Annotated in this window: 18 protein-coding genes; 14 read left to right on the top strand and 4 right to left on the bottom strand. The window is 68.4% G+C overall.

Annotated features, from left to right (window positions below; translation table 11 throughout):
* Positions 1-29: 29 nt before the first annotated feature.
* A complete protein-coding gene (locus AC3WVS_RS15370; protein WP_492319345.1) occupies positions 30-815 on the bottom strand; it encodes a GntR family transcriptional regulator in 786 nt (261 codons plus the stop codon).
* A gap of 725 nt (positions 816-1540) precedes the next feature.
* On the opposite strand from AC3WVS_RS15370, the gene AC3WVS_RS15365 reads away from it, so the two are divergent.
* The 8 genes from AC3WVS_RS15365 to AC3WVS_RS15330 all read left to right on the top strand — a co-directional run bounded on the left by AC3WVS_RS15365 (position 1541) and on the right by AC3WVS_RS15330 (position 9708).
* Positions 1541-3055, top strand: a complete 1515-nt coding sequence (locus tag AC3WVS_RS15365; protein WP_492319448.1) for a hypothetical protein — start codon at positions 1541-1543, stop codon at positions 3053-3055.
* Positions 3056-3240: 185 nt separating this feature from the next.
* Positions 3241-3675 carry a hypothetical protein gene (locus AC3WVS_RS15360; RefSeq protein ID WP_492319344.1) on the top strand — a complete coding sequence of 145 codons (435 nt, stop codon included), beginning with the start codon at positions 3241-3243 and terminating at the stop codon, positions 3673-3675.
* Positions 3672-4370: a C39 family peptidase gene (locus AC3WVS_RS15355; RefSeq protein WP_492319343.1), complete on the top strand. Its 699-nt coding sequence runs from the start codon at positions 3672-3674 to the stop codon at positions 4368-4370. The genes AC3WVS_RS15360 and AC3WVS_RS15355 overlap by 4 nt, the downstream gene beginning before the upstream one ends.
* Positions 4371-4380: 10 nt before the next feature.
* Entirely contained in the window at positions 4381-5226 is an 846-nt protein-coding gene (locus AC3WVS_RS15350; RefSeq protein ID WP_492319342.1) for a flagellin, read from the top strand.
* Positions 5227-5302: 76 nt separating this feature from the next.
* Positions 5303-6742: an acetate kinase gene (locus AC3WVS_RS15345; protein ID WP_492319341.1), complete on the top strand. Its 1440-nt coding sequence runs from the start codon at positions 5303-5305 to the stop codon at positions 6740-6742.
* A 214-nt stretch (positions 6743-6956) separates the two neighbouring features.
* Positions 6957-7469 (top strand): DUF1269 domain-containing protein, encoded by a 513-nt coding sequence (locus AC3WVS_RS15340; protein ID WP_492319340.1) that lies wholly within the window; start codon positions 6957-6959, stop codon positions 7467-7469.
* A gap of 273 nt (positions 7470-7742) precedes the next feature.
* Positions 7743-8879 carry an ABC transporter substrate-binding protein gene (locus AC3WVS_RS15335; protein WP_010810450.1) on the top strand — a complete coding sequence of 379 codons (1137 nt, stop codon included), beginning with the start codon at positions 7743-7745 and terminating at the stop codon, positions 8877-8879.
* Between the two features lie 37 nt (positions 8880-8916).
* Complete coding sequence (locus tag AC3WVS_RS15330; protein WP_492319339.1) at positions 8917-9708, top strand: SDR family oxidoreductase; 792 nt, start codon at positions 8917-8919, stop codon at positions 9706-9708.
* A gap of 54 nt (positions 9709-9762) precedes the next feature.
* Here AC3WVS_RS15330 and AC3WVS_RS15325 read toward each other — a convergent pair whose 3' ends face one another.
* Positions 9763-10668 (bottom strand): LysR family transcriptional regulator, encoded by a 906-nt coding sequence (locus AC3WVS_RS15325; RefSeq protein WP_492319338.1) that lies wholly within the window; start codon positions 10666-10668, stop codon positions 9763-9765.
* Positions 10669-10781: 113 nt separating this feature from the next.
* Between AC3WVS_RS15325 and AC3WVS_RS15320 the strand changes: the two genes are divergently transcribed.
* The 5 genes from AC3WVS_RS15320 (at position 10782) to AC3WVS_RS15300 (ending at position 15611) form a co-directional block, all read left to right on the top strand.
* Positions 10782-12143: an acyclic terpene utilization AtuA family protein gene (locus AC3WVS_RS15320; protein ID WP_492319337.1), complete on the top strand. Its 1362-nt coding sequence runs from the start codon at positions 10782-10784 to the stop codon at positions 12141-12143.
* A gap of 12 nt (positions 12144-12155) precedes the next feature.
* The gene (locus AC3WVS_RS15315) at positions 12156-12509 is read left to right on the top strand and encodes an AtuA-related protein (RefSeq protein WP_492319336.1); all 354 of its coding nucleotides are present in this window, start codon (positions 12156-12158) and stop codon (positions 12507-12509) included.
* Between the two features lie 42 nt (positions 12510-12551).
* Positions 12552-13517, top strand: coding sequence for a Bug family tripartite tricarboxylate transporter substrate binding protein (locus AC3WVS_RS15310; protein ID WP_492319447.1), 966 nt, complete (start codon positions 12552-12554; stop codon positions 13515-13517).
* Positions 13518-13703: 186 nt separating this feature from the next.
* A complete protein-coding gene (locus AC3WVS_RS15305; protein ID WP_492319335.1) occupies positions 13704-14750 on the top strand; it encodes an MBL fold metallo-hydrolase in 1047 nt (348 codons plus the stop codon).
* Positions 14751-14846: 96 nt separating this feature from the next.
* On the top strand, positions 14847-15611 hold the full coding sequence (locus AC3WVS_RS15300; protein ID WP_492319334.1) for an NADPH-dependent F420 reductase: 765 nt from the start codon (positions 14847-14849) through the stop codon (positions 15609-15611).
* 24 nt (positions 15612-15635) lie between these two features.
* Here AC3WVS_RS15300 and AC3WVS_RS15295 read toward each other — a convergent pair whose 3' ends face one another.
* The gene (locus AC3WVS_RS15295; protein WP_010814084.1) at positions 15636-16025 is read right to left on the bottom strand and encodes a GNAT family N-acetyltransferase; all 390 of its coding nucleotides are present in this window, start codon (positions 16023-16025) and stop codon (positions 15636-15638) included.
* Between the two features lie 187 nt (positions 16026-16212).
* On the opposite strand from AC3WVS_RS15295, the gene AC3WVS_RS15290 reads away from it, so the two are divergent.
* Positions 16213-17700 carry an AMP nucleosidase gene (locus tag AC3WVS_RS15290; protein WP_011616336.1) on the top strand — a complete coding sequence of 496 codons (1488 nt, stop codon included), beginning with the start codon at positions 16213-16215 and terminating at the stop codon, positions 17698-17700.
* Between the two features lie 77 nt (positions 17701-17777).
* Here AC3WVS_RS15290 and AC3WVS_RS15285 read toward each other — a convergent pair whose 3' ends face one another.
* A complete protein-coding gene (locus AC3WVS_RS15285) occupies positions 17778-18422 on the bottom strand; it encodes an OmpW/AlkL family protein (RefSeq protein WP_492319333.1) in 645 nt (214 codons plus the stop codon).
* Positions 18423-18544 lie beyond the last annotated feature (122 nt).

The raw sequence follows: 18544 nt of genomic DNA, 5'->3' as shown, positions 1-18544 counted from the left end.
CTGCGGGAAGTCGGCGGCGGTCCGCGGGGTCAGTCGCGCAGGCCCGGGCGGGTTTCGCTTTCCACCCAGACGTTGGCGCTGTCGACGCCGGCCGGCGACAACTCCATGCGGTACTCATAGCGGTCCGGTCGGTACTGGCCGAGCAGCAACTGGACCGGGCGCCCGGCCGCGTCCTTGACCACGCGGCGCACCGCCAGCAGCGCGCCGCCTACCGGCACGTCCAGCAGCGGCGCCACCACCACGTCGGCCAGGCGCGCGGACAGCACCTGGCTGGCACGGCCCAGCTTCACGCCGCCGGCCTCCAGCAGCCGCAGCACCGGCTGCTCTTCCAGGGACTGGCGCGTGATCGGCCGGCCCAGGTCGGCGGGCAGGTAGACCGTGATATGCGACAGCGGGCGGTTGCGGTAGTGGCGCACGCGCACGATCTTCACCACCGGATCGCCCGGCTCGATCTGCAGCGATTCGGCCACATCGGGCGTGGCATGGACTTCGTCGATCGAGATCACCTTCACCGACGTCTTCTGGCCCATGTCGATGATGTTGTCGAGCAGGCTGGTGCCGCGTTCCTCGCCGGCCGCCGTCGCCGGGCGCACCGGATGCGGATTGACGAAGGTGCCAAGCCCGCGGTGGCGGCGCACCAGGCCTTCTTGCACCAGGCGGTCGAATACGCGCCGCATGGTCACGCGCGAGGCATGGAACTGCTTGGCCAGGTCGATCTCGCCCGGCAAAGGGCCCTGGCCGAAGCGGCCTTCCACGATCTGCTGGCGCAATACCACGTAAATCTGGTGATACAGGGGAACGACGGCTTCACTCATGGTTTCCCTTGCGGAGAGATGACAAGTCTGTAATGCCTCTAATGTACTTTAAATCAGACATAGAGCCTAGCATGGATAGCCGCAGTGGCGCTTGCGGGACAACTGCGCCGGCGCAGTGTTGCAGCGATGCATCTCGTCTGCGCCGAGACCCCTTGGCGGGTTGCGCCAGCACGGGTGAAGTCGGTCCGGCGCCGCTGCATGCCTTGCCGGGAAGGACAACGCCGGTGCGGTGGAGCGGGTTGTGCCGTGCGGCGAGAACAGGACATCGGGGCGCCGCCGCGGCAATGGGGAGATACCTCACACGGGCGGCGACGACGGCACCCTCGATGCCGTGTTTCAGTCCCGATACGTAAGGCCGCGCCTCGGGCAAATCCTGGCTGCCTGCATAAGACCCTGAAAAGTAAAGCGTTTTCCGACCACCCCGGAGCCCCCTCAGGTAGGCCGGGAGTGGCCGTGTCACAGCGGTGTGACATGTCGTCTGCCGTGCACAGGGGCGAGGCCGGCAGGCGTCGCGCAAAGCCGCGGAAAGTTCCCGCCAGAGTGCCGGGCAGGCCTTGTAATACAAGGAGTTGGCACCGCAGGTGGCGCAGCTGGCACCGATTATGCGCAGGGGGAGTCTGGTTTGGCTGGGTGCCGGACCTGAACCTCCAGCCGTCGTTCCTCGCAAGAGCGCCGGCCGGAGGCTGAGCCGCTGTGACACTGTGCAATTCTCCTGGGAGCTTCGTATGAAAAAGACCTTACTGGCGTCGGCTATCGCCATGGCATTTGCGGGACAGGCCTGGGCAAATCCGACCAATAACAACGACGTGGTAAGAGGTGGCGGCGACAACACGCAAACCGCCACAGCGACCTCGACGCAGGGTGGCAGCGGCGCGGCGGCAAACGAATATTCGACCGCAGTCCAGGCCAATGACAGCAGCACCAACACCAGGACCACCACGGTTGGCGTCAACAAGACCAAGACCACGACCAACTCGAACAACAGGAGCAGGATCGACTTTGACCATGGCGTAGGCAACGCGGGCTCCAACGGTGGCAGCGCAACCTCCAGCGTCAGCAACGCCTTCAACACCAGCAAGGCACTGGCGATCAGCAAGCTGAATGGGACGGTTTCCAACAACAGCATTGGCCCGATCGGCAATTACGCCACCAACTGGGGTAACGCGAATGGTGCAGCCGGTGGCCGGGGCGGCAATGGCTTTGGCGGTACCGGCGAAGGCGGGCGCGGCGGCAATGGCGGCAACGGCGGTAACGGCGGCAGCGGCGGCTCCGGTGGCAGCGCTACCAACGGTAGCGCCACCAATGGCGACGCCACCAACGGCAGCGCCACGGCTGGTAATGGCGGTGCCGGCGGCAAGGCGATTGGCTGGGCCGGCAGTGGCGGTGACGGCAAGGCATATGGCGGCAGCGCGCTCTCCGCAGCGGGCAGCAAGGGCGGCAGCGGCGGCGATGCTTATGGCAAGGGCGGCGGCGCTCTGAGCGCATCGCTCGGCGCCGGCGGCCGCGGCGGCAGTGCCGGCGCGATCGGCGGTGGTGGCCTGGGTGCCAGCGGCGCCCTGGGCGGCTTGGCAGGTTCGGCCGGCGGCTCGGGTGGCAGCAGCGGCAATGCCAATGGTGCGGGTGGCGACACTACCACTGGCGGCGCGGGCGGCGCAGGCGGCGCAGCGGCCGGTACCAACACGGCTGGCGCAGGCACCGGTTCGGGCGGCGCAGGTACCGCGAGTGGCGGTGCGGGCGGTGCCGGAACGGCAGCTGCAGGCGCGAACGGCGGTGCCGGCAGCGGCACCGGCGGTGCCGGTGGCGCCGGCGGCGCGGCGACCTCGACGGCAACGGCGGGCGCGGCAAGCGGCACCGGCGGCGCGGGCGGCACGCAAGCCAGCGTTGGCGGCGCGGGCGGTGCTGGCGGTTCGGCTACGAACGGCAGCGCAACGAGCTCGGCCTCCAATGGCAGCTCCACGGCTGGCAACGGTGCGGTGGGTGCTACCGGCGGCGCCGGCGGCGCGGGCGGCACTGGCAATGGCGGCACTGGCGGCACCGGCAACGGCGCAGTCGGCGGCGCTGGCGGTAATGGCGGCTACAACATTGTTGACGCGGGCACCTTCAATATGTCCAACACCATGACCAGCGTTGGTCAGACGGCGGCGGGCATCATGATGGCCAACCAGAACAGCGGCGCTGCCTCGCTCGTGCAGCAAAGCGTGAACGTTCAGGCCAACCTGCAGGTCGGCGGCAACCGGTAAGGCGTGCAGCCACGGTCCGGCCCGGGACTTGTGCCCGGGCCAGACCGGCAGCTCGCACTCATGCCGGCAGGACCGGCGCCCGCATCCTGTGTGCGGGCGCGCGGGCCCTGTCATGCCCCAAGCAAGCCTGATTGCCTTGCAGCCGCCCGGATGGGGGCGGCCGGCAGGCAAGGGGAGACGACATCATGCAATCGGTCCGCTTCGCCGTCGGCGCATTCGCGACGGTCTTACTCGCCTGGCCAGTGCTGCAGGCGCACGCTGAGCCGCCAGGGCTGGACGCCGCCATGGCAGCGGCGCGCGCTGCCTCTGGCACAGCCCCGGACACGGCTGCAACCACCGCGCAGCCGGCGGCCGCAACTTCCTTGTTCGGAGGGGTGGCGAAAGCCGTACCCGTGTCTAAACTGGATGACATTCGTGGCGGCGCCGAAGTCACGGTCAACGATATGCGCCTGCACGGTACCGTGGCCGACAACGCCGCGGTCAATATTCTGTCCGGCACCAACAACATCGCGGACGGGGCCTTCTCGAATGCGGCAGGGATTCCCACCGCGATCCAGAACTCGGGCTCCAACGTACTGATCCAGAACGCCACTATCGTCAACGTCCAGTTCAAGCAATGAAGCCGCTGCGAAACCTGTTGGCGTCTGTACCGTTCTTGCTGGCCGCGGGGGGCGTTCCATGTGCCCAGGCTGCCGACACCCTGATATACGGGCCGGTCGGCGAGCCCTACAGCGTCCGGGTCACGAGCGTGCGCGAGGCGCGCTTCAAGTCCACGATCCGGCAGCAGTTCGACTTCAGCTGCGGCTCGGCCGCGGTGGCCACGCTGCTGAGCTACCAGTACGGCCATCCGATGAACGAGGCCACGGTCTTCCAGAACATGTACCTCAACGGCGACCAGCAGAAGATCCGCGCCGAGGGGTTCTCGCTGCTCGACATGAAGCGCTTCCTGGCCGCGCTCGGCTATGAGGCCGACGGCTACGAGCTGCCACTGTCCAAGCTGGAAGAGACGCAGGTGCCGGCCATCGTGCTGATTGTGGAGAACGGCTACCACCATTTCGTGGTGGTCAAGGGCGTGAAGGGCGACCGCGTGCTGATCGGCGATCCCGCACGCGGCACGCGCGCGATGTCACGCGAGCATTTCGAGCAGATCTGGGACAGCCAGCTGCTGTTCGTGATCCATAACCGCACCGAACGGGCGCGGTTCAACCTTGCAGCCGACTGGCGCGTTGCGCCGAGCGGTCCTTACTGGATGGGAGTCAACCGGGATAGCCTGTTCTTCACCGTCATGCCCAAGCATGGCGCGGGCGATTTTTGAGGAACGCATCATGTTGCAGACTTCCTTCCCGACCCCAGCAGCCCCTCGCAGCGCCGGTCATGCGGCCGCGGCGATGCTGCTCGGCGCCGGTTTGGCCTGTGCCGGCACGGCACAGGCCACCATGCTGCCACAGCCCGACGCGGTCGACGCGTCGGCGCTTCCATCGCAGGGGGCCATGCCCTCGAGCGACGGGCAGGACCAAAACCCTCTGGCTGCCGCACGCGGCAGCATGGCCGGCTGGAAACCGGTTGCACACGAAAAGCTCGACGACATGCGGGGCGGCTTCGAGATGCCGGGCCTGCAGGTTTCGTTCGGTATCGAACGCGCGGTGTACATCAACGGCGCCCTGGTGGTTGCCACCAGCATTAACATCCCCGATGTCAGCCGCATCACTGCCGACCAGGCCGCGCGGCTTGCCTCGACGCTGGGCCCGGCCATCGTTGCCAGCACCAATACGGCGGTCGCCAACGCGCTGGCGGCGGCGGGCGCGGCCGGTTCGGATGGGAGCGCCACCTCGGCGGCCAATGGCGCCTCGGCCAGCAGCACCGGCACGCCCGGGGTCGGTTCGGGCGCCAGCGGTGCGGCCGGCTTGCCGGCGGCGGTGGTGAATACGGCCACCGGTCAGGTCGTGAGCAACGGGCTGCTGAACGTGATCCAGAACGGCCCGGGCAATGCGGCATCGGTGGGATCGCTGGCGGGGACGCCAACGACCGTGATCCAGAACACCTTGAACAACCAGAGCATCCGGAGCCTGATGACAATCGACGCAAGCGTAAATACGCTGCAGGCATTCCGGTCGCAGTTGGCCAACACCACGCTGAACAACGCGCTGATGCGGGCCGCAAGCATGAGGTAGTCGTAGCGAGGCATCGGGCAGTACAGGTCGCAGGCTCCTGCAAGAACAGTCTGCCGTCCCGGGGGAGGAAGACGTCATGAAGAAGCGGTCGATGCAGGGCATTCGCAATGCGGGATGCTCGACGTTACTGTTGCTCGGCGGCCTGGCGCAGGCCCAAACGCCGCCGGATGCGGGACCACCCGCAGCCGGACTGGAAGCACTGCAGAAGGAGCTTGCCGAACAGGCCAGCCAGCTCGACGCCATGAAGCGGGCTCTGGCCGAACAGGAGGCGGTGATCCGCGAACTGCGCAACGTGATCGGCACCGAGGTGCTGGCCAACAAGCGCGGCGGCCAGCGCGCGGGGCCCGGCGTGTCGCCGTCCGACAACGCCACCAACGCCGCCACCGCGGCGGCCGCTGCCAGCGCCACCCAGCCAGCGCCCAACGCGGTCAACAACCCGCAGCAGATCATTCTCCAGCCACCGCAGGACATGGCCCAGGGTCCGCAGGCGGGCGAGTCCGCCGACCGGCAGACCGTGGCCCTGGAAGAACCCGTGGGCCGCCCGCCGGAGGAAGACCGCCGTCCGCCCGAGATCGCGCCGATCATCGACCAGCCCGGTGTGCTGACCGCCCAGGGCAAGCTGGTGATCGAGCCCGGCTTCCAGTACGGCTATTCGTCCAATAACCGCGTCGCGCTGGTCGGCTACACGGTCATCCCGGCCATCCTGATCGGCCTGGTCGATGTCCGCGAGGTCAAGACCTCGACCTACATTCCGTCGGTCGCGTTTCGCTACGGCCTGACCAAGCGGCTGGAAATCGAAGCCAAGGTGCCTTACGTGCACTCATCGGGCCAGACCGTCAGCCGCGAGGTCTTCACCGGCACGGCCGTCGACCGCGTGTTCAATGCGAGCGGCAGCGGCATCGGCGACGTCGAGGCGACGGTGCGCTACCAGCTCAACTACGGCAACGAGAAGATTCCGTACTTCGTCGGCTGGCTGCGCTACAAGTCCAATACCGGCAAGGACCCGTTCGAAGTCGTGACCGATTGCGTGACGCGCTGCGTGGGCAATGCCACCGGCACCGGCCTGCCGCTCGGGCTGCCCACCGGCACCGGCTTCCAGGCGCTCCAGCCCGGCATCACCTGGCTGCTGCCGACCGACCCGGCGGTGTTCTTCGGCACCTTCAGCTACCTGCACAACTTTGCGCGCGACAATGTGAGCCGTACCGTGCTGAACGGCGAGAAGGAGAATCTCGGCAAGATCGCCCCGGGCGACATCTTCGAGTTCAGCTTCGGCATGGGCCTGTCGCTCAATGAGAAGGCGTCGTTCAGCATCGGCTATGACCAGGCCATCATCTGGCCGACCAAGCAAAACGGCCAGACCGTGCCGGGCTCGGTGCGCGTGACCCAGGGCACCTTGCTGGTGGGCTATTCGTACCGCTTCAACAACCGCTACACGGTGAACCTTTCAGTGGGTGCGGGGCTGACGCGCGACACCCCCGACCTGCAGGTGAACCTGCGCCTGCCGATCACTTTCTGACGCGCTTTTCTGCGCATTTCCGCCTGACGTGACGCGTGCCCCGCATGTGCGGGGGCACGTGCGCATCACATCCGCGGCGAGGGTGCGCAGGCACGGAAACGCGCCTTGCGCTGGCCCCTTGAACGGCGTACAAAGAAATAACCCCGCGCCGCCAGCGGTACTTTCTGACCAGGTTCAAACTCACCGGCGGTGCGGCCTGAAAAAGGAGAGAGACATGCGCAAACGCATCTTCTGGTTGTTGCCCGACCTGGCGAGTGCCCGTCGCACCATGGACGACCTGCTGCTTGCCCGGCTCGAGAACCGCCACATCCACTTCGTGGCGCGCGACGGCTCCGACATGACCGGCCTGCATGAGGCCAACCTGTTCCAGACTTCCGACATCGTGCATGCCGCCGAGATGGGCCTGATGGTCGGCGGCGGCGTGGGCGTCGTGGCCGGCGTGGTGGTGGCGATGTTCCCGATCGTCAGCGACACCCCGCAGTGGGGCCTCGTCGGCGTGCTGGCGGTGCTGGGCGCGGTGTTTGGCGCGTGGGCTTCGAGCATGATCGGCAGCTCGGCACCCAACAGCCGCCTGCGTGCGTTCGAAAAGGACATCGAGGCCGGCAAGATCCTGCTGATGGTCGACGTGCCGCGCGGCCGTGTCGAGGAAATCGAAACCCTGCTCGCGAACGCGCATCCGGAAGCCAGCTTTGCGGGGATGGACCCGGCTGTACCGGCTTTCCCCTAAGCCACCGGCTTATCGCCGCTGGTTGTCGTCCAGCGCTGTCGCATCTCTTTGCGCGCGCCCTTGCGGCGCGCCTTGACGCGCATCCTTTGGCGCGCCCCGGCTCGCACCGGAACTGCCTGCGCGGTTCCGGTGTGAGGCTGCTGCAACACCCCGAACTTTCCCGGTTTGCCCCCATGAGACGCATGCGGTAACTTGCGTGACGGCGCACGGCCGTGCATACCGTGCCGCAATAAAACGATGAAGCCAGCCGGACAGGCGCAAGGGGTCGAGACAATGAAAGCGAAATGGATCGCGTGCGGCATGCTGGCCGCCACGCTGGGATGGGCCGCGCAGACGGCCCTGGCGGAACCGGGCGTGACCCGCAACACCATCCGCATCGGCCAGTCGGCCGGCGTCACCGGTCCGGTGGCCGGTTCGGTCAAGGAGCAGATCGCCGGCGCGCAGGTGTACCTGCGCACCATCAACGCCAGCGGCGGCGTGGCCGGGCGGCGCATCGAGCTGGTGACCCACGATGACGGCTTCGATGCCAAGCGCACCCCCGACAATGTGCGCAAGCTGATCGACGAGGACAAGGTGTTCGCGCTCTTCATGGTGCGCGGCACGCCGCAGAACGAAAGCATCCTGCCCATCATCGCCGCGCAGAAGGTGCCGCTGGTGGCGCCGCTGACAGGCGCCATCACGCTGCACCGGCCGGTCAACCGCTACGTGTTCAACGTGCGCGCCAAGTACCAGGACGAGGTGGCGCGCGCGATCAACCACCTGGCCACCTCGGGCATGAGCCGCATCGGCATCTTCTACGCCAACGACGGCTTTGGCCGGGACGTGCTCGAAGGCTACAGCGCCGCGCTGCAGGCGCGTGGGGTGCAGCCGGCGGCGACGGCGAGCTTCGCACGGCCCATGGGCGATATCACCCAGAGCGTGGCCGCCATGAACAAGGCCAACCCTCAGGCGGTACTGGTGATCGGCTCGGGCTCCGAGGCGGCGCGCATCATCCGCGAACTGCGCCGCGCGGGCAGCGAGGCACAGTTCGTCACGCTGTCCAACAACGCGGCCGATTCCTTTATCCGTGAACTGGGCGACGATGCGCGCGGGCTGATCATCACGCAGGTGGTGCCGGGCACCAACTCCAGCCAGATGACGCTGGCCAGCGAATACCGCAGCCTGGCCAAGCAGCAGGGTGTGGAGCCGTCCAACGCCGGCATGGAGGGCTTCATGTCGGCCAAGGTGCTGGTCGAAGGGCTGCGCCGCGCCGGCCCCGACCTGACGCGCGAGCGCCTGGTCACGGCGCTGGAAGGCATGCGCGACTACGACCTTGGCGGCATCCTGATCAGCTACAGCGCCGAGCGCCATACCGGCTCGTCGTTCGTGGAAATGTCGATCGTCTCGTCCACCGGCAAGCTGATCCGCTGAAAGCCGCGGGCAGGGGGGCTGCGGTATAGTCCCCCGCATGGCTACTCCTACCCCCTCCCCCGATTCCCGTACCCCGTTCTCGCTGCACGGCCGCGTGGCGCTGGTGACCGGCGGCGCGCAGGGCCTGGGCCTGGCGATTGCCGCCGGGCTGGCCGACGCCGGCGCCCATGTGCTGGTGGTGGCGCGCAATGCGCAGCGCGTGCAAGCGGCCGTCGCCGCGCTGGCCGCGCGCGGCGGCAGCGCCGAGGCGCTGGTGCTCGATATCACCGATGAAGCCGCCGTGGCGGCCGCGTTCGACCGCATCGACGCCGCCCATGGCCGGCTCGACATCCTCGTCAACAACGCCGGCGCGCGCAACCGCAGCACCATGGCGCAGCTCGATGCCGGCGACCTGCGCGCCATGCTCGAGACCAACCTGGTGGCGCCCTACGCGCTGTGCCGGCTCGCCGCGCAGCGCATGCGCGGCGGCGATTACGGGCGCATCGTCAATGTGAGCTCGATCGCGGGCCAGGTCGCGCGTGCCGGCGACGTGCTCTACCCCGCCACCAAGGGCGGCCTGGATGCGCTCACGCGCGCCATGGCGGCCGACCTGGGGCGGCACGGCGTCACCGTCAATGCGATCGCCCCGGGCTACTTCGCTACCGAGCCCAACCAGCCCATGGTCGAGGACGAGAGCGTGGCCGAGTGGCTGCGCCAGCGCACCTCGCTGGGCCGCTGGGGCCAGCCGGAGGAAGTGGCGGGGGCGGTGGTGTTCCTGGCGTCGCCGGCCGCATCCTATGTCACCGGGCAGGTGCTGGCCGTGGACGGCGGCTATCTCGGGCACTTCTGAGGCGCCATCGGCAGCAAAGCGTACCCAATTCTGCGTGCCGCTCCTGCCGGGTTTTCAGCGCCGCGCGGGCGGCTTGCCGCCGCGGTAGAACGCCTGCAGGCAGTCGATCATCGCGGCTGCCGCGGCCGAGTCGCCGCGGTCCTTGAGCCGCACCAGGCAGATATCGCGCACCAGCGACGGCAGCTGCAGCGGCCGGATCGCCAGCCCCTCGCGCCGGAACTGAAACAGCGCCAGCGACGGCACCGCGCTCACGCCCAGCCCCGCCTGCACCAGCGCCGCCACCGTTGCCAGGTGCTCCACCTCCATCACGCTGGTCAGGCGCAACGGATGCAGCGCGGCGTCCAGGTGCTGGCGCACGCTGGTCGTGCGCGACAGCTGGATAAACGGCAGGCCCGCCAGCATCTGCGGCGTGATGCGGCGCTTGCGCGCCAGCGCATGGTCCGCCGGGCACACCAGGTGGAAGGTGTCGCGCACCAGCGGCTCCACGCGCAGGTCTTCGTCCTCGGCCGGTGCCGGGGCCAGTGCAAAGTCGGCGCGGCCCTGGCGGACCAGTTCGATGCAGCCGTCGGCGAGCTGGTCGAACAGCTCCAGCGCGATGCCCGGATAAAGCGCGCGGAACTGCGCCAGCAGCGGCGGCAAGTCGCCGCCGGCCAGCGACGGCAGCGCCGCGATCGACACCCGCCCCTTGCGCCGCTCGGCGTGCGCGCGCAGGTCCTCGAACGCGGTTTCGAAATCAGCCAGCAGCCGGCGCGCGGTCTGCTCGAAGCGCACGCCGTCGCTGCTCAGCTCCACATGCCGCGTGGTGCGTTCGAACAGCCGGCTGCCGGCCTGTTCCTCCAGCGTCTGCACCAGCGCGCTGAAGGCCGATTGCGACAGGTGGCAGGCGCGCGCCGCGCGCGTGAAGTTGCGGTAGGTGGCCAGCGCCACGAAGGCGCGCAGGTGCTTGACCGAGAGGTTCATGGGCCGGGCGGATTTATCCACTAAATCGATAGATTAATCCAAATAATCCGTTTTTTGGCTGAACGTACCCGCCCTAGAATGGGGGCGACCCCACCAACAACCTGCCCCCGACCATGACTGCTCCCTTGCTGATCGGCTCCGGCGCCGGCTTCTCCGGCGACCGCACCGATGCCGCGCTGCCGGTGGTGCGCACGCTGATTGCCTCCGGCCAGCCGGCCGCGCTGATCTTCGAGACCCTGGCCGAGCGCACGCTGGCGCTGGCGCAGCTGGCGCGGCGCAACGATCCCGCACAGGGCTACGAGCCGCTGCTCGATGCGCTGCTGGAGCCGGTGCTGGGCCTGTGCCTGCAACACCGCATTCCCATCGTCGGCAATTTCGGCGCCGCCAATCCGCGCGCCGCGGCGCGGCGCGTGCTGCAGCTGGCGCAGGAACTGGGCCTGCCCGCGCCGCGCGTTGCAGTCGTGGAGGGCGATGACTTGTCCGACGATACGGGGCGCGCGCGCTTGCAGGGCATTCTTGGCGATGCATTTGACGCCGATCGCTTCGTCTGCGCCAACGCCTATATCGGAGCACAGGGCATCGCCGAGGCGATCACTGCCGGCGCCCAGGTGGTGGTGTGCGGACGCGTGGCCGATCCGGCGCTGGCAGTGGGGCCGGCGATGGCGCACTTTGGCTGGTCGTGGGACGACTGGGACCGGCTGGCCGCCGCGACCATGGCCGGCCACCTGCTCGAATGCGGGGCGCAGGTCTGCGGCGGCTACTTTGCCGATCCCGGCATGAAGGACGTACCCGATGTGCATGCGGTGGGCTTCCCGATCGCGCAGCTGGCCGAGGACGGCGGCATCGAGATCTTCAAGGCCGCCGGCACCGGCGGCTGCGTCGACCTGCGCACGGTCAAGGAGCAGCTGCTGTACGAGGTCCACGATCCGGCCGCTTACCTGACGCCCGACGTGGTCGCAGATATTGGTACGGTCACGGTCACGCAACTGGCCCCCGACCGCGTGGCGGTGCGCAATGTGCGCGGCCATCCCCGCCCGGCGCAGCTCAAGGCCAATGTGTTCAGCCACGGCGGCTGGCTGGCCGAGGGCGAGATCTCGTACGCCGGCCCCAATGCCGCCGCCCGCGCGCGGCTGGCCGCCGACATCCTGCGCCGGCGCATGCAGTTGCTGGGCCATGAGGCACCCATCCGCTTCGACCTGATCGGCGTGCTCAGCGTGCTGGCCGACGATGGCGGCGCCATGTTCGCCCAGCGCCAGCCGCATGAGCAAGCGGCGCAGGACGTGCGCCTGCGCGCCGCGTTGGCGCATCACGACCTGGCGGTGGCGCAGGCCCTGCAGCGCGAGGTCAATGCGCTCTATACCTGCGGCCCGGCCGGCGGCGGCGGCGTGCGCACCGCGCAGCGCGCGCGCCTGAATGCGGTGTCGTGCCTGGTGCCGCGCGAGGCCGTGACGGCCACGCATTCCTTCATTGCCTGAAGAGGTCCGACCATGACTGACACTGCCGCGCTCTACCAGTTCGCCCACGGCCGCACCGGCGACAAGGGCAACCGTTCCAACATCAGCGTGATCGCCTACGACGCGCGCGACTACGACCACCTGGTCGAGCACGTGACCGAGGACGCCGTGCGCGCGCTGTTCCGCGAGCGCCGGCCCACGGCTGTCACGCGCTACCTGGTGCCGTCGCTGCAGGCGATGAACTTCGTCCTCGACGGCGTGCTCGATGGCGGCGTCAACGACGCGCTCAACCTCGACACGCACGGCAAGGCGCTGTCGTTCCGCCTGCTGCAGCTTGAGATCCCGGTGCCGCCTCGGCTCGCGTCCGGCACCGCGGATAGCCACTGATCCATCGCTTCACACCAACAACGATTTCACCAGGAGACCATGATGTACCCATTTCTCAAGCCACTGGCCGTTGCCGCGGTTGCGCTGGTCCTGCCCGCGGGGCAGGCCTGGGCCGAGTTCCCGGACAAGCCGATCCGCTTCGTGGTGCCGTTCGCCGCCGGCAGCGCCACCGACCAGCTGGCGCGTGCCATCGGCCAGGCCATTACCGTGGACAGCAAGGTCACCGTGGTGGTCGACAACAAGCCGGGCGCCAATGGCTTCATCGCCGCGTCGGACGTGGCCAAGGCCGCGCCGGACGGCTACACCGTGCTGATCAGCACCAACACCACGCATGCGGCCAACGAGCACCTGTTCAAGAAGCTGCCCTACGACCCGGTCAAGGACTACGCGCCGATCACCGCGCTGGGCCGCGGCGGCCAGATCATGGTGGTCAACCCGCAGGTGCCGGCCAAGACCGTGGGCGAGTTCATCGCGCTGGCAAAACAGCAGCCGGGCAAGCTCAGCTTCGGCAGCGGCAGCTCGTCGTCGCGCATTGCCGGCGAGCTGTTCCAGCAGATGGCGCATGTGGAGTTGCTGCACGTGCCGTACAAGAGCAACCCGCTGGCCATCACCGACCTGCTCGGCAACCAGATCCAGATGATGATCACGGACACGGCCACCGGCCTGCCGCAGGTCAAGAGCGGCAAGCTGCGCGCGCTGGGGGTGTCGGGCAAGGCGCGCTCGCCGCTGGCGCCGGACGTGCCCACCATCGACGAGGCCGGCGTCAAGGGCTACGAGATGAGCTACTGGTTCGCGGCCTATGCGCCCGCCGGCACGCCGCAGCCGGTGGTGGCGAAGCTCAATGCGATGATGGTCAAGGCCGCGCGCGGCGATACCGCGGCCGGCTTCTACAAGTCGACCGGCACCGAGGTGTTCACCAGCACGCCCGCGGAGCTGGCGAAGTTCCAGTTGCAAGAGTCCGGCAAGTGGGGGCGCATCATCAAGGCGGCGAATATCCAGCCGGAGTGAACGCAGGGCAGCGCAAGCTCCCATGCATGGAAGACGGGGCCAAACGGCCCCGTTTTTTACGCAGAAGTAGGTACGCTTTGGTGCTTGCGGCCTTGATGGGCAAGGGCCGGCTAAGATATGCCTGGCCGCGCGGCCTTGCCGCTCCGGCCTACTCCTCGACAATACCAACCAGAACAGGAACAGGATATGAAGCAGCAGTCCGTGGTGTGCCATGCAACCTTACAGCCGGGCCGTCGCCCGGGGCTGCGCCAGGCCGTATTGCGTGCCGCCATCGCCGTCACCATGGGGGCCGCCGTGCTTCCCGCCATCGCCACTGCGCAGACCGCCACGCCGCCGGCGCAGCAGAAGACCCAGGTGCCGGGCTACTACCGCATGATGGTCGGCCAGCTCGAGGTCACGGCGCTCTATGACGGCTACATCGACCTGGACCCGAAGATCCTCAAGTACACCAGCGCGCGCGAGGTGCAGAGCCTGCTGGCGCGGATGTTCGTCGAATCGACGCCGGGCATGCAGACCGCGGTCAACGCCTACCTGATCCATACCGGCAGCCACCTGGTGCTGGTCGATACGGGCGCGGCTGCCTGCTTCGGGCCCACGCTCGGGCGCATCGGCGAAAACCTGCGCGCGGCGGGCTACGCGCCGGAACAGATCGACACCGTGCTGCTGACCCACCTGCACGGCGACCACGCCTGCGGCCTGGCCGCCAACGGCAAGGCGGCGTTCCCGAACGCAACCGTCTATGTCGACAAGGCCGATGCCGACTACTGGCTCAGCGAAGCCAATGCCGCCGCCGCGCCGAAGGAGGCGCAGGGCCTGTTCGCCATGGCGCGCGCCGCGGTCGCGCCGTATCAGGCGGCGCAGCGCTTCCGGCCCTTCAACGGCGGCGCCGGTGTCGAGCCCGTTCCCGGTGTGCGCGCGGTGCCGGCCAATGGCCATACTCCGGGCCACAGTGGCTACCTGTTCACCTCGGGCAAGGACAGCCTGCTGCTGTGGGGCGACATCGTGCACAGCCATGCGGTGCAGTTCCGCCGCCCGCAAGTGGCGATCGAGTTTGACGTGGACAGCAAACAGGCCGTGATCACGCGCCAGCGCATCCTGGCCGATGCCGCCAAGGGCCGGCTGTGGGTGGGGGGCGCGCATATGCCCTTCCCGGGCCTTGGCCATGTGCGCCGCGATGCGGCCGGGTATGCATGGGTGCCGGCCGAATTCGGTCCGATCCGCAACGACCGCTAGCCGTCCACGCACGGCCATCGCTTTTCGCCTAGAGTCATCCCAGCGGCCCGTATGACGTACGGGACGGATGGTCGTGCCCACTGCGGAGGATTTGCGATGAACGCCAAGGCATCCCGCTTCGATCCTGCCCGCCGCCGCTGGCTTGGCGCCGGCGCCGCGGCCCTGGTGCTGGCCGTGCCCCTGCCGCGCGCCGCGCGCGCCCAGCCTGGCCCGGCGGCCAGCCGCGAGGCCGCCGCGCAGCGTATCGGCGTGATCGGCTCGGGCCGCATCGGCGGCACCGTGGGCGGGCTGTGGGTCAAGGCCGGACACCCGGTCCTGTTCTCGTCGCGGCACCCGGAGGCACTCAAGCCGCTGGTCGAAGAATTGGGTACGCTGGCGCGCGCCGGCACCGTGGCCGAGGCCATTGCGTTCTCTGACGTACTGTTCCTGGCCACGCCCTACGGCGCGTTGCCGCAGCTCAGCCGCGACCATGCCGATGCCTGGCGCGGCAAGATCGTGCTCGATGCCACCAACGCCTATGAGCACCGCGATGGCCCGATCACCGAAGAGGTCAGGCGTGACGGCATCGGCATCACCACCGCGCGCTACCTGCGGGGCGCGCGCGTGGTGCGGGCCTTTAACTTCATGGGGGCGGCACAGTTTGCCAGCGAGCACCACCGGGCGGGCGGCCTGGTGGCGGTGCCCATCGCCGGCGACGACAAGGCCGCGCTCGATGTGGCCGCGCAGCTGGTGCGCGATGCGGGATTCGAACCGGTGGTGGTGGGGCCGCTGGCCAGCGCGGATCGCTTCGCTCCGGGCGGGCCGCTGTTCCGGCAGGTGGGTACGGCCGAGGAGTTCCGGCACAAGATGGGCGCCCGCTGACGCTGCGCCGGGCGCGCTGGCGGATCAGGGCCTGCGCCGCTCCATTGCCACCATCGACGGCGTAAAGCCGAGCTGGCCGAAGAATGCGGCTTCGGAGGAACGCGCCGCGCGCAGCATCCAGGTGATGTCGGGGTCGTTGCCCACGATGTGCCGCACCAGGGCGCGGCCGATGCCGCGCCGGCGGTGGCTGGGCGCGACGGCAACCATCGACAGGAAGCCGTCGCAGACGTCGTCGCACAGCGCGCGGGCAAAACCGACGATCTCGCCGTGCTCCACCGCGACGACCACGCGTTGGGAGTTGGCCACCAGCCGTGCGAATTTCTCCGGGCCGCCAACCCGGTGGGCCCAGCCGTTGGCGATCAGTAGTTGTCTGGCTGCCTCGATGTCGTCGGGCAACAGGTTACGGATTTCCATCGGCGGCTCTCCCAGTAAAGCGTGTACGGCCCCTCGCCGCCCCTTGCCACCAGGGGCGCCGCGAGTCGAGAACGGCACGGGAACCCGTGCCGCGCAATTGGCGGAGTGTAGCGAGCGGGCGCGGGCGCGTCAATTTGGCTTCCGGCGGGGTCGGGTGCTGCTCACGCCGGCGCGCCGGCGCGGTATCATGGCCTCCATGAACGCCCCCGTCTTTTCCTCCGCACATCCGGCCGACCAGCTTGCCGAGTTCACCGACGCGGATGCGGCGATCGCGCGCATCCGCGACATCTACGAAGCTTCTGTCGGCGCCGTGCGCGCGCGCTTCGATGCCTTCGCCAGCGGCAAGCCGCTGCCCTCGGCCGCGCATGCGTGCTATCCGTACCTGGGCATCTCGGTCAACATCGAGACCATGGTCACCGACAGCCGGCCGTCCTGGGGCACGGTGGCCTACCCGGGCGTTTATGGCACCACCGTGACTCGCCCCGACCTGCTGGCGGACTACTACCGCGACCAGATCGAGCGGCTGATGCGCTATCACCGCGTGCCGGTGGTGGTGGGGCTGAGCCGGCGCCCGATCCCGCTGCCGTTCGTGATCGAGGCTTCGACCACCGACATCAGCTACACCCAGGCGCGCGAGCTGGAGGCATCGTTCGTGCTGCCCGAGCTGAGCCGCATCGACGACGGCATCGCCAACGGCACCTATGAGCCGATCCCGGGCGAGGCCTGGCCGCTGTCGCTGTTCCCGGCCGAGCGCGTGGACCTGGCCCTGCAGCGGCTGTACCACTACACCGGCACGGCACCGCAGCATTTCCAGCGCTTCGTGCTGTTCACCAACTACCAGCGCTATGTCGACGAGTTTGTCGAGCTGGGCCGGGGCCTGATGGCCAGCAGCGACGGCGGCGGCTACACCCGCTTTGTCGAACCCGGCGACGTGATGCAGGAACTGGGCGGCGCGGAACCCGACGACGCCTCGCGCCCGCGCGCGCTGCCGCAGATGCCGGCCTATCACCTGGTGCGCGAAGACAAGCTGGGGGTGACGCTGGTCAATATCGGCGTGGGACCGTCCAACGCCAAGACTATGACCGACCACCTGGCCGTGCTGCGCCCGCATTGCTGGCTGATGGTGGGCCACTGCGGCGGCCTGCGCCGCTCGCAGCAGCTCGGCGACTACGTGCTGGCGCACGCCTATGTGCGCGACGACCACGTGCTCGACCACGACCTGCCGCCGTGGGTGCCGGTGCCGCCAATCGCCGAGATCCAGGTGGCCCTGCAGGAGGCCGTTGCGCGCGTGACCGGGCTGTCCGGCAACGAGATGAAGACCCGCATGCGCACCGGCACGGTGGTCTCGACCGATGACCGCAACTGGGAGCTGAAGTCCAAGTCGCTGTATGCGCGCTTCAACCAGTCGCGCGCGATTGCCATCGATATGGAAAGCGCGGCGGTGGCGGCCAACGGCTTCCGGCTGCGCGTGCCCTATGGCACGTTGCTGTGCGTGTCGGACAAGCCGCTGCATGGCGAGCTCAAGCTGCGCGGCATGGCCAACGCCTTCTATCGCCAGCGTGTCAGCCAGCATATGACCATCGGGCTGGAGGCGATCCGCATCCTGCGTGAGAACGGAGTCGAGCAGCTGCATTCGCGCAAGCTGCGCAGCTTTGATGAGCCGGCGTTCCGGTAGGTCGGCACCCGCGCTCATCCGGAAAAGCAGAAGGCCGGCGCCTGATTGGCGCCGGCCTTTTGCATGGCACTGCAGGATCAGAAGCGATACCCCACCCCGATGCTGAACAGCCACGGATCCAGGTTCACCTTGGACACCTTGACATCGCCGGCCTTCACATCGCTCGACAGCCAGATCTTCTTGATGTCGGCGTTGAGGAACCAGTTCTTGGTCAGCTTGTAGTCCATGCCGATCTGCAGGGCCGGGCCCACGCTCCAGCTATCGAGCTGCAGCGCGTTGTTGGCAATGTTCTCGCCCCAGATGCGGGTGAAGTTCAGGCCCGCGCCGACATACGGGCGGAAGGTGCCGTTGGGGATGAAGTGGTACTGCACCAGCAGCGTCGGCGGCAGATGCTTGAAGGTGCCGACCTTGTTGCCGTCCAGGTAGACGTTCTGCTTCTGCGGCACGGTCAGGACCAGTTCGGCGGCGATGTTCGGCGTGAAGAAGTAGGTGACGTCGAACTCGGGAATCCACTTGTTGTTGACCGTGATGCGGTCCGAGGGGCCGACGCCGCCGACAGGGTCGGAGCTGTTGGCCATGTCGAGATAGGTGCCGCGCAGGCGCACCATCCAGTTGCCCTGCGCATCGTCCGCGGCGGCGGCAGGGGTGGCGAAGGCGCCCAGCATGGCGCAGGCGGCGATGGCGGAACAGGTGACCCGGGTGCGAAGAGAGAGTGTTTTCATGAGGTTCTGCTTGGTCTGGTATCAAATCCGGACCCAGTTTGGCCGAGCAGGTCGGGCTGGGCTTTGACCCAAAACAAGTAGCAGGGAACGGGGCCGGCGCGCGTGGCGCAGGCGCTACAGCG

Source organism: Cupriavidus sp. CPT47-8839-RL05A, assembly GCF_058792255.1.
The sequence above is the reverse complement of the archived record's forward strand: the minus strand, read 5'-3'. Positions and strand labels throughout refer to the sequence as shown.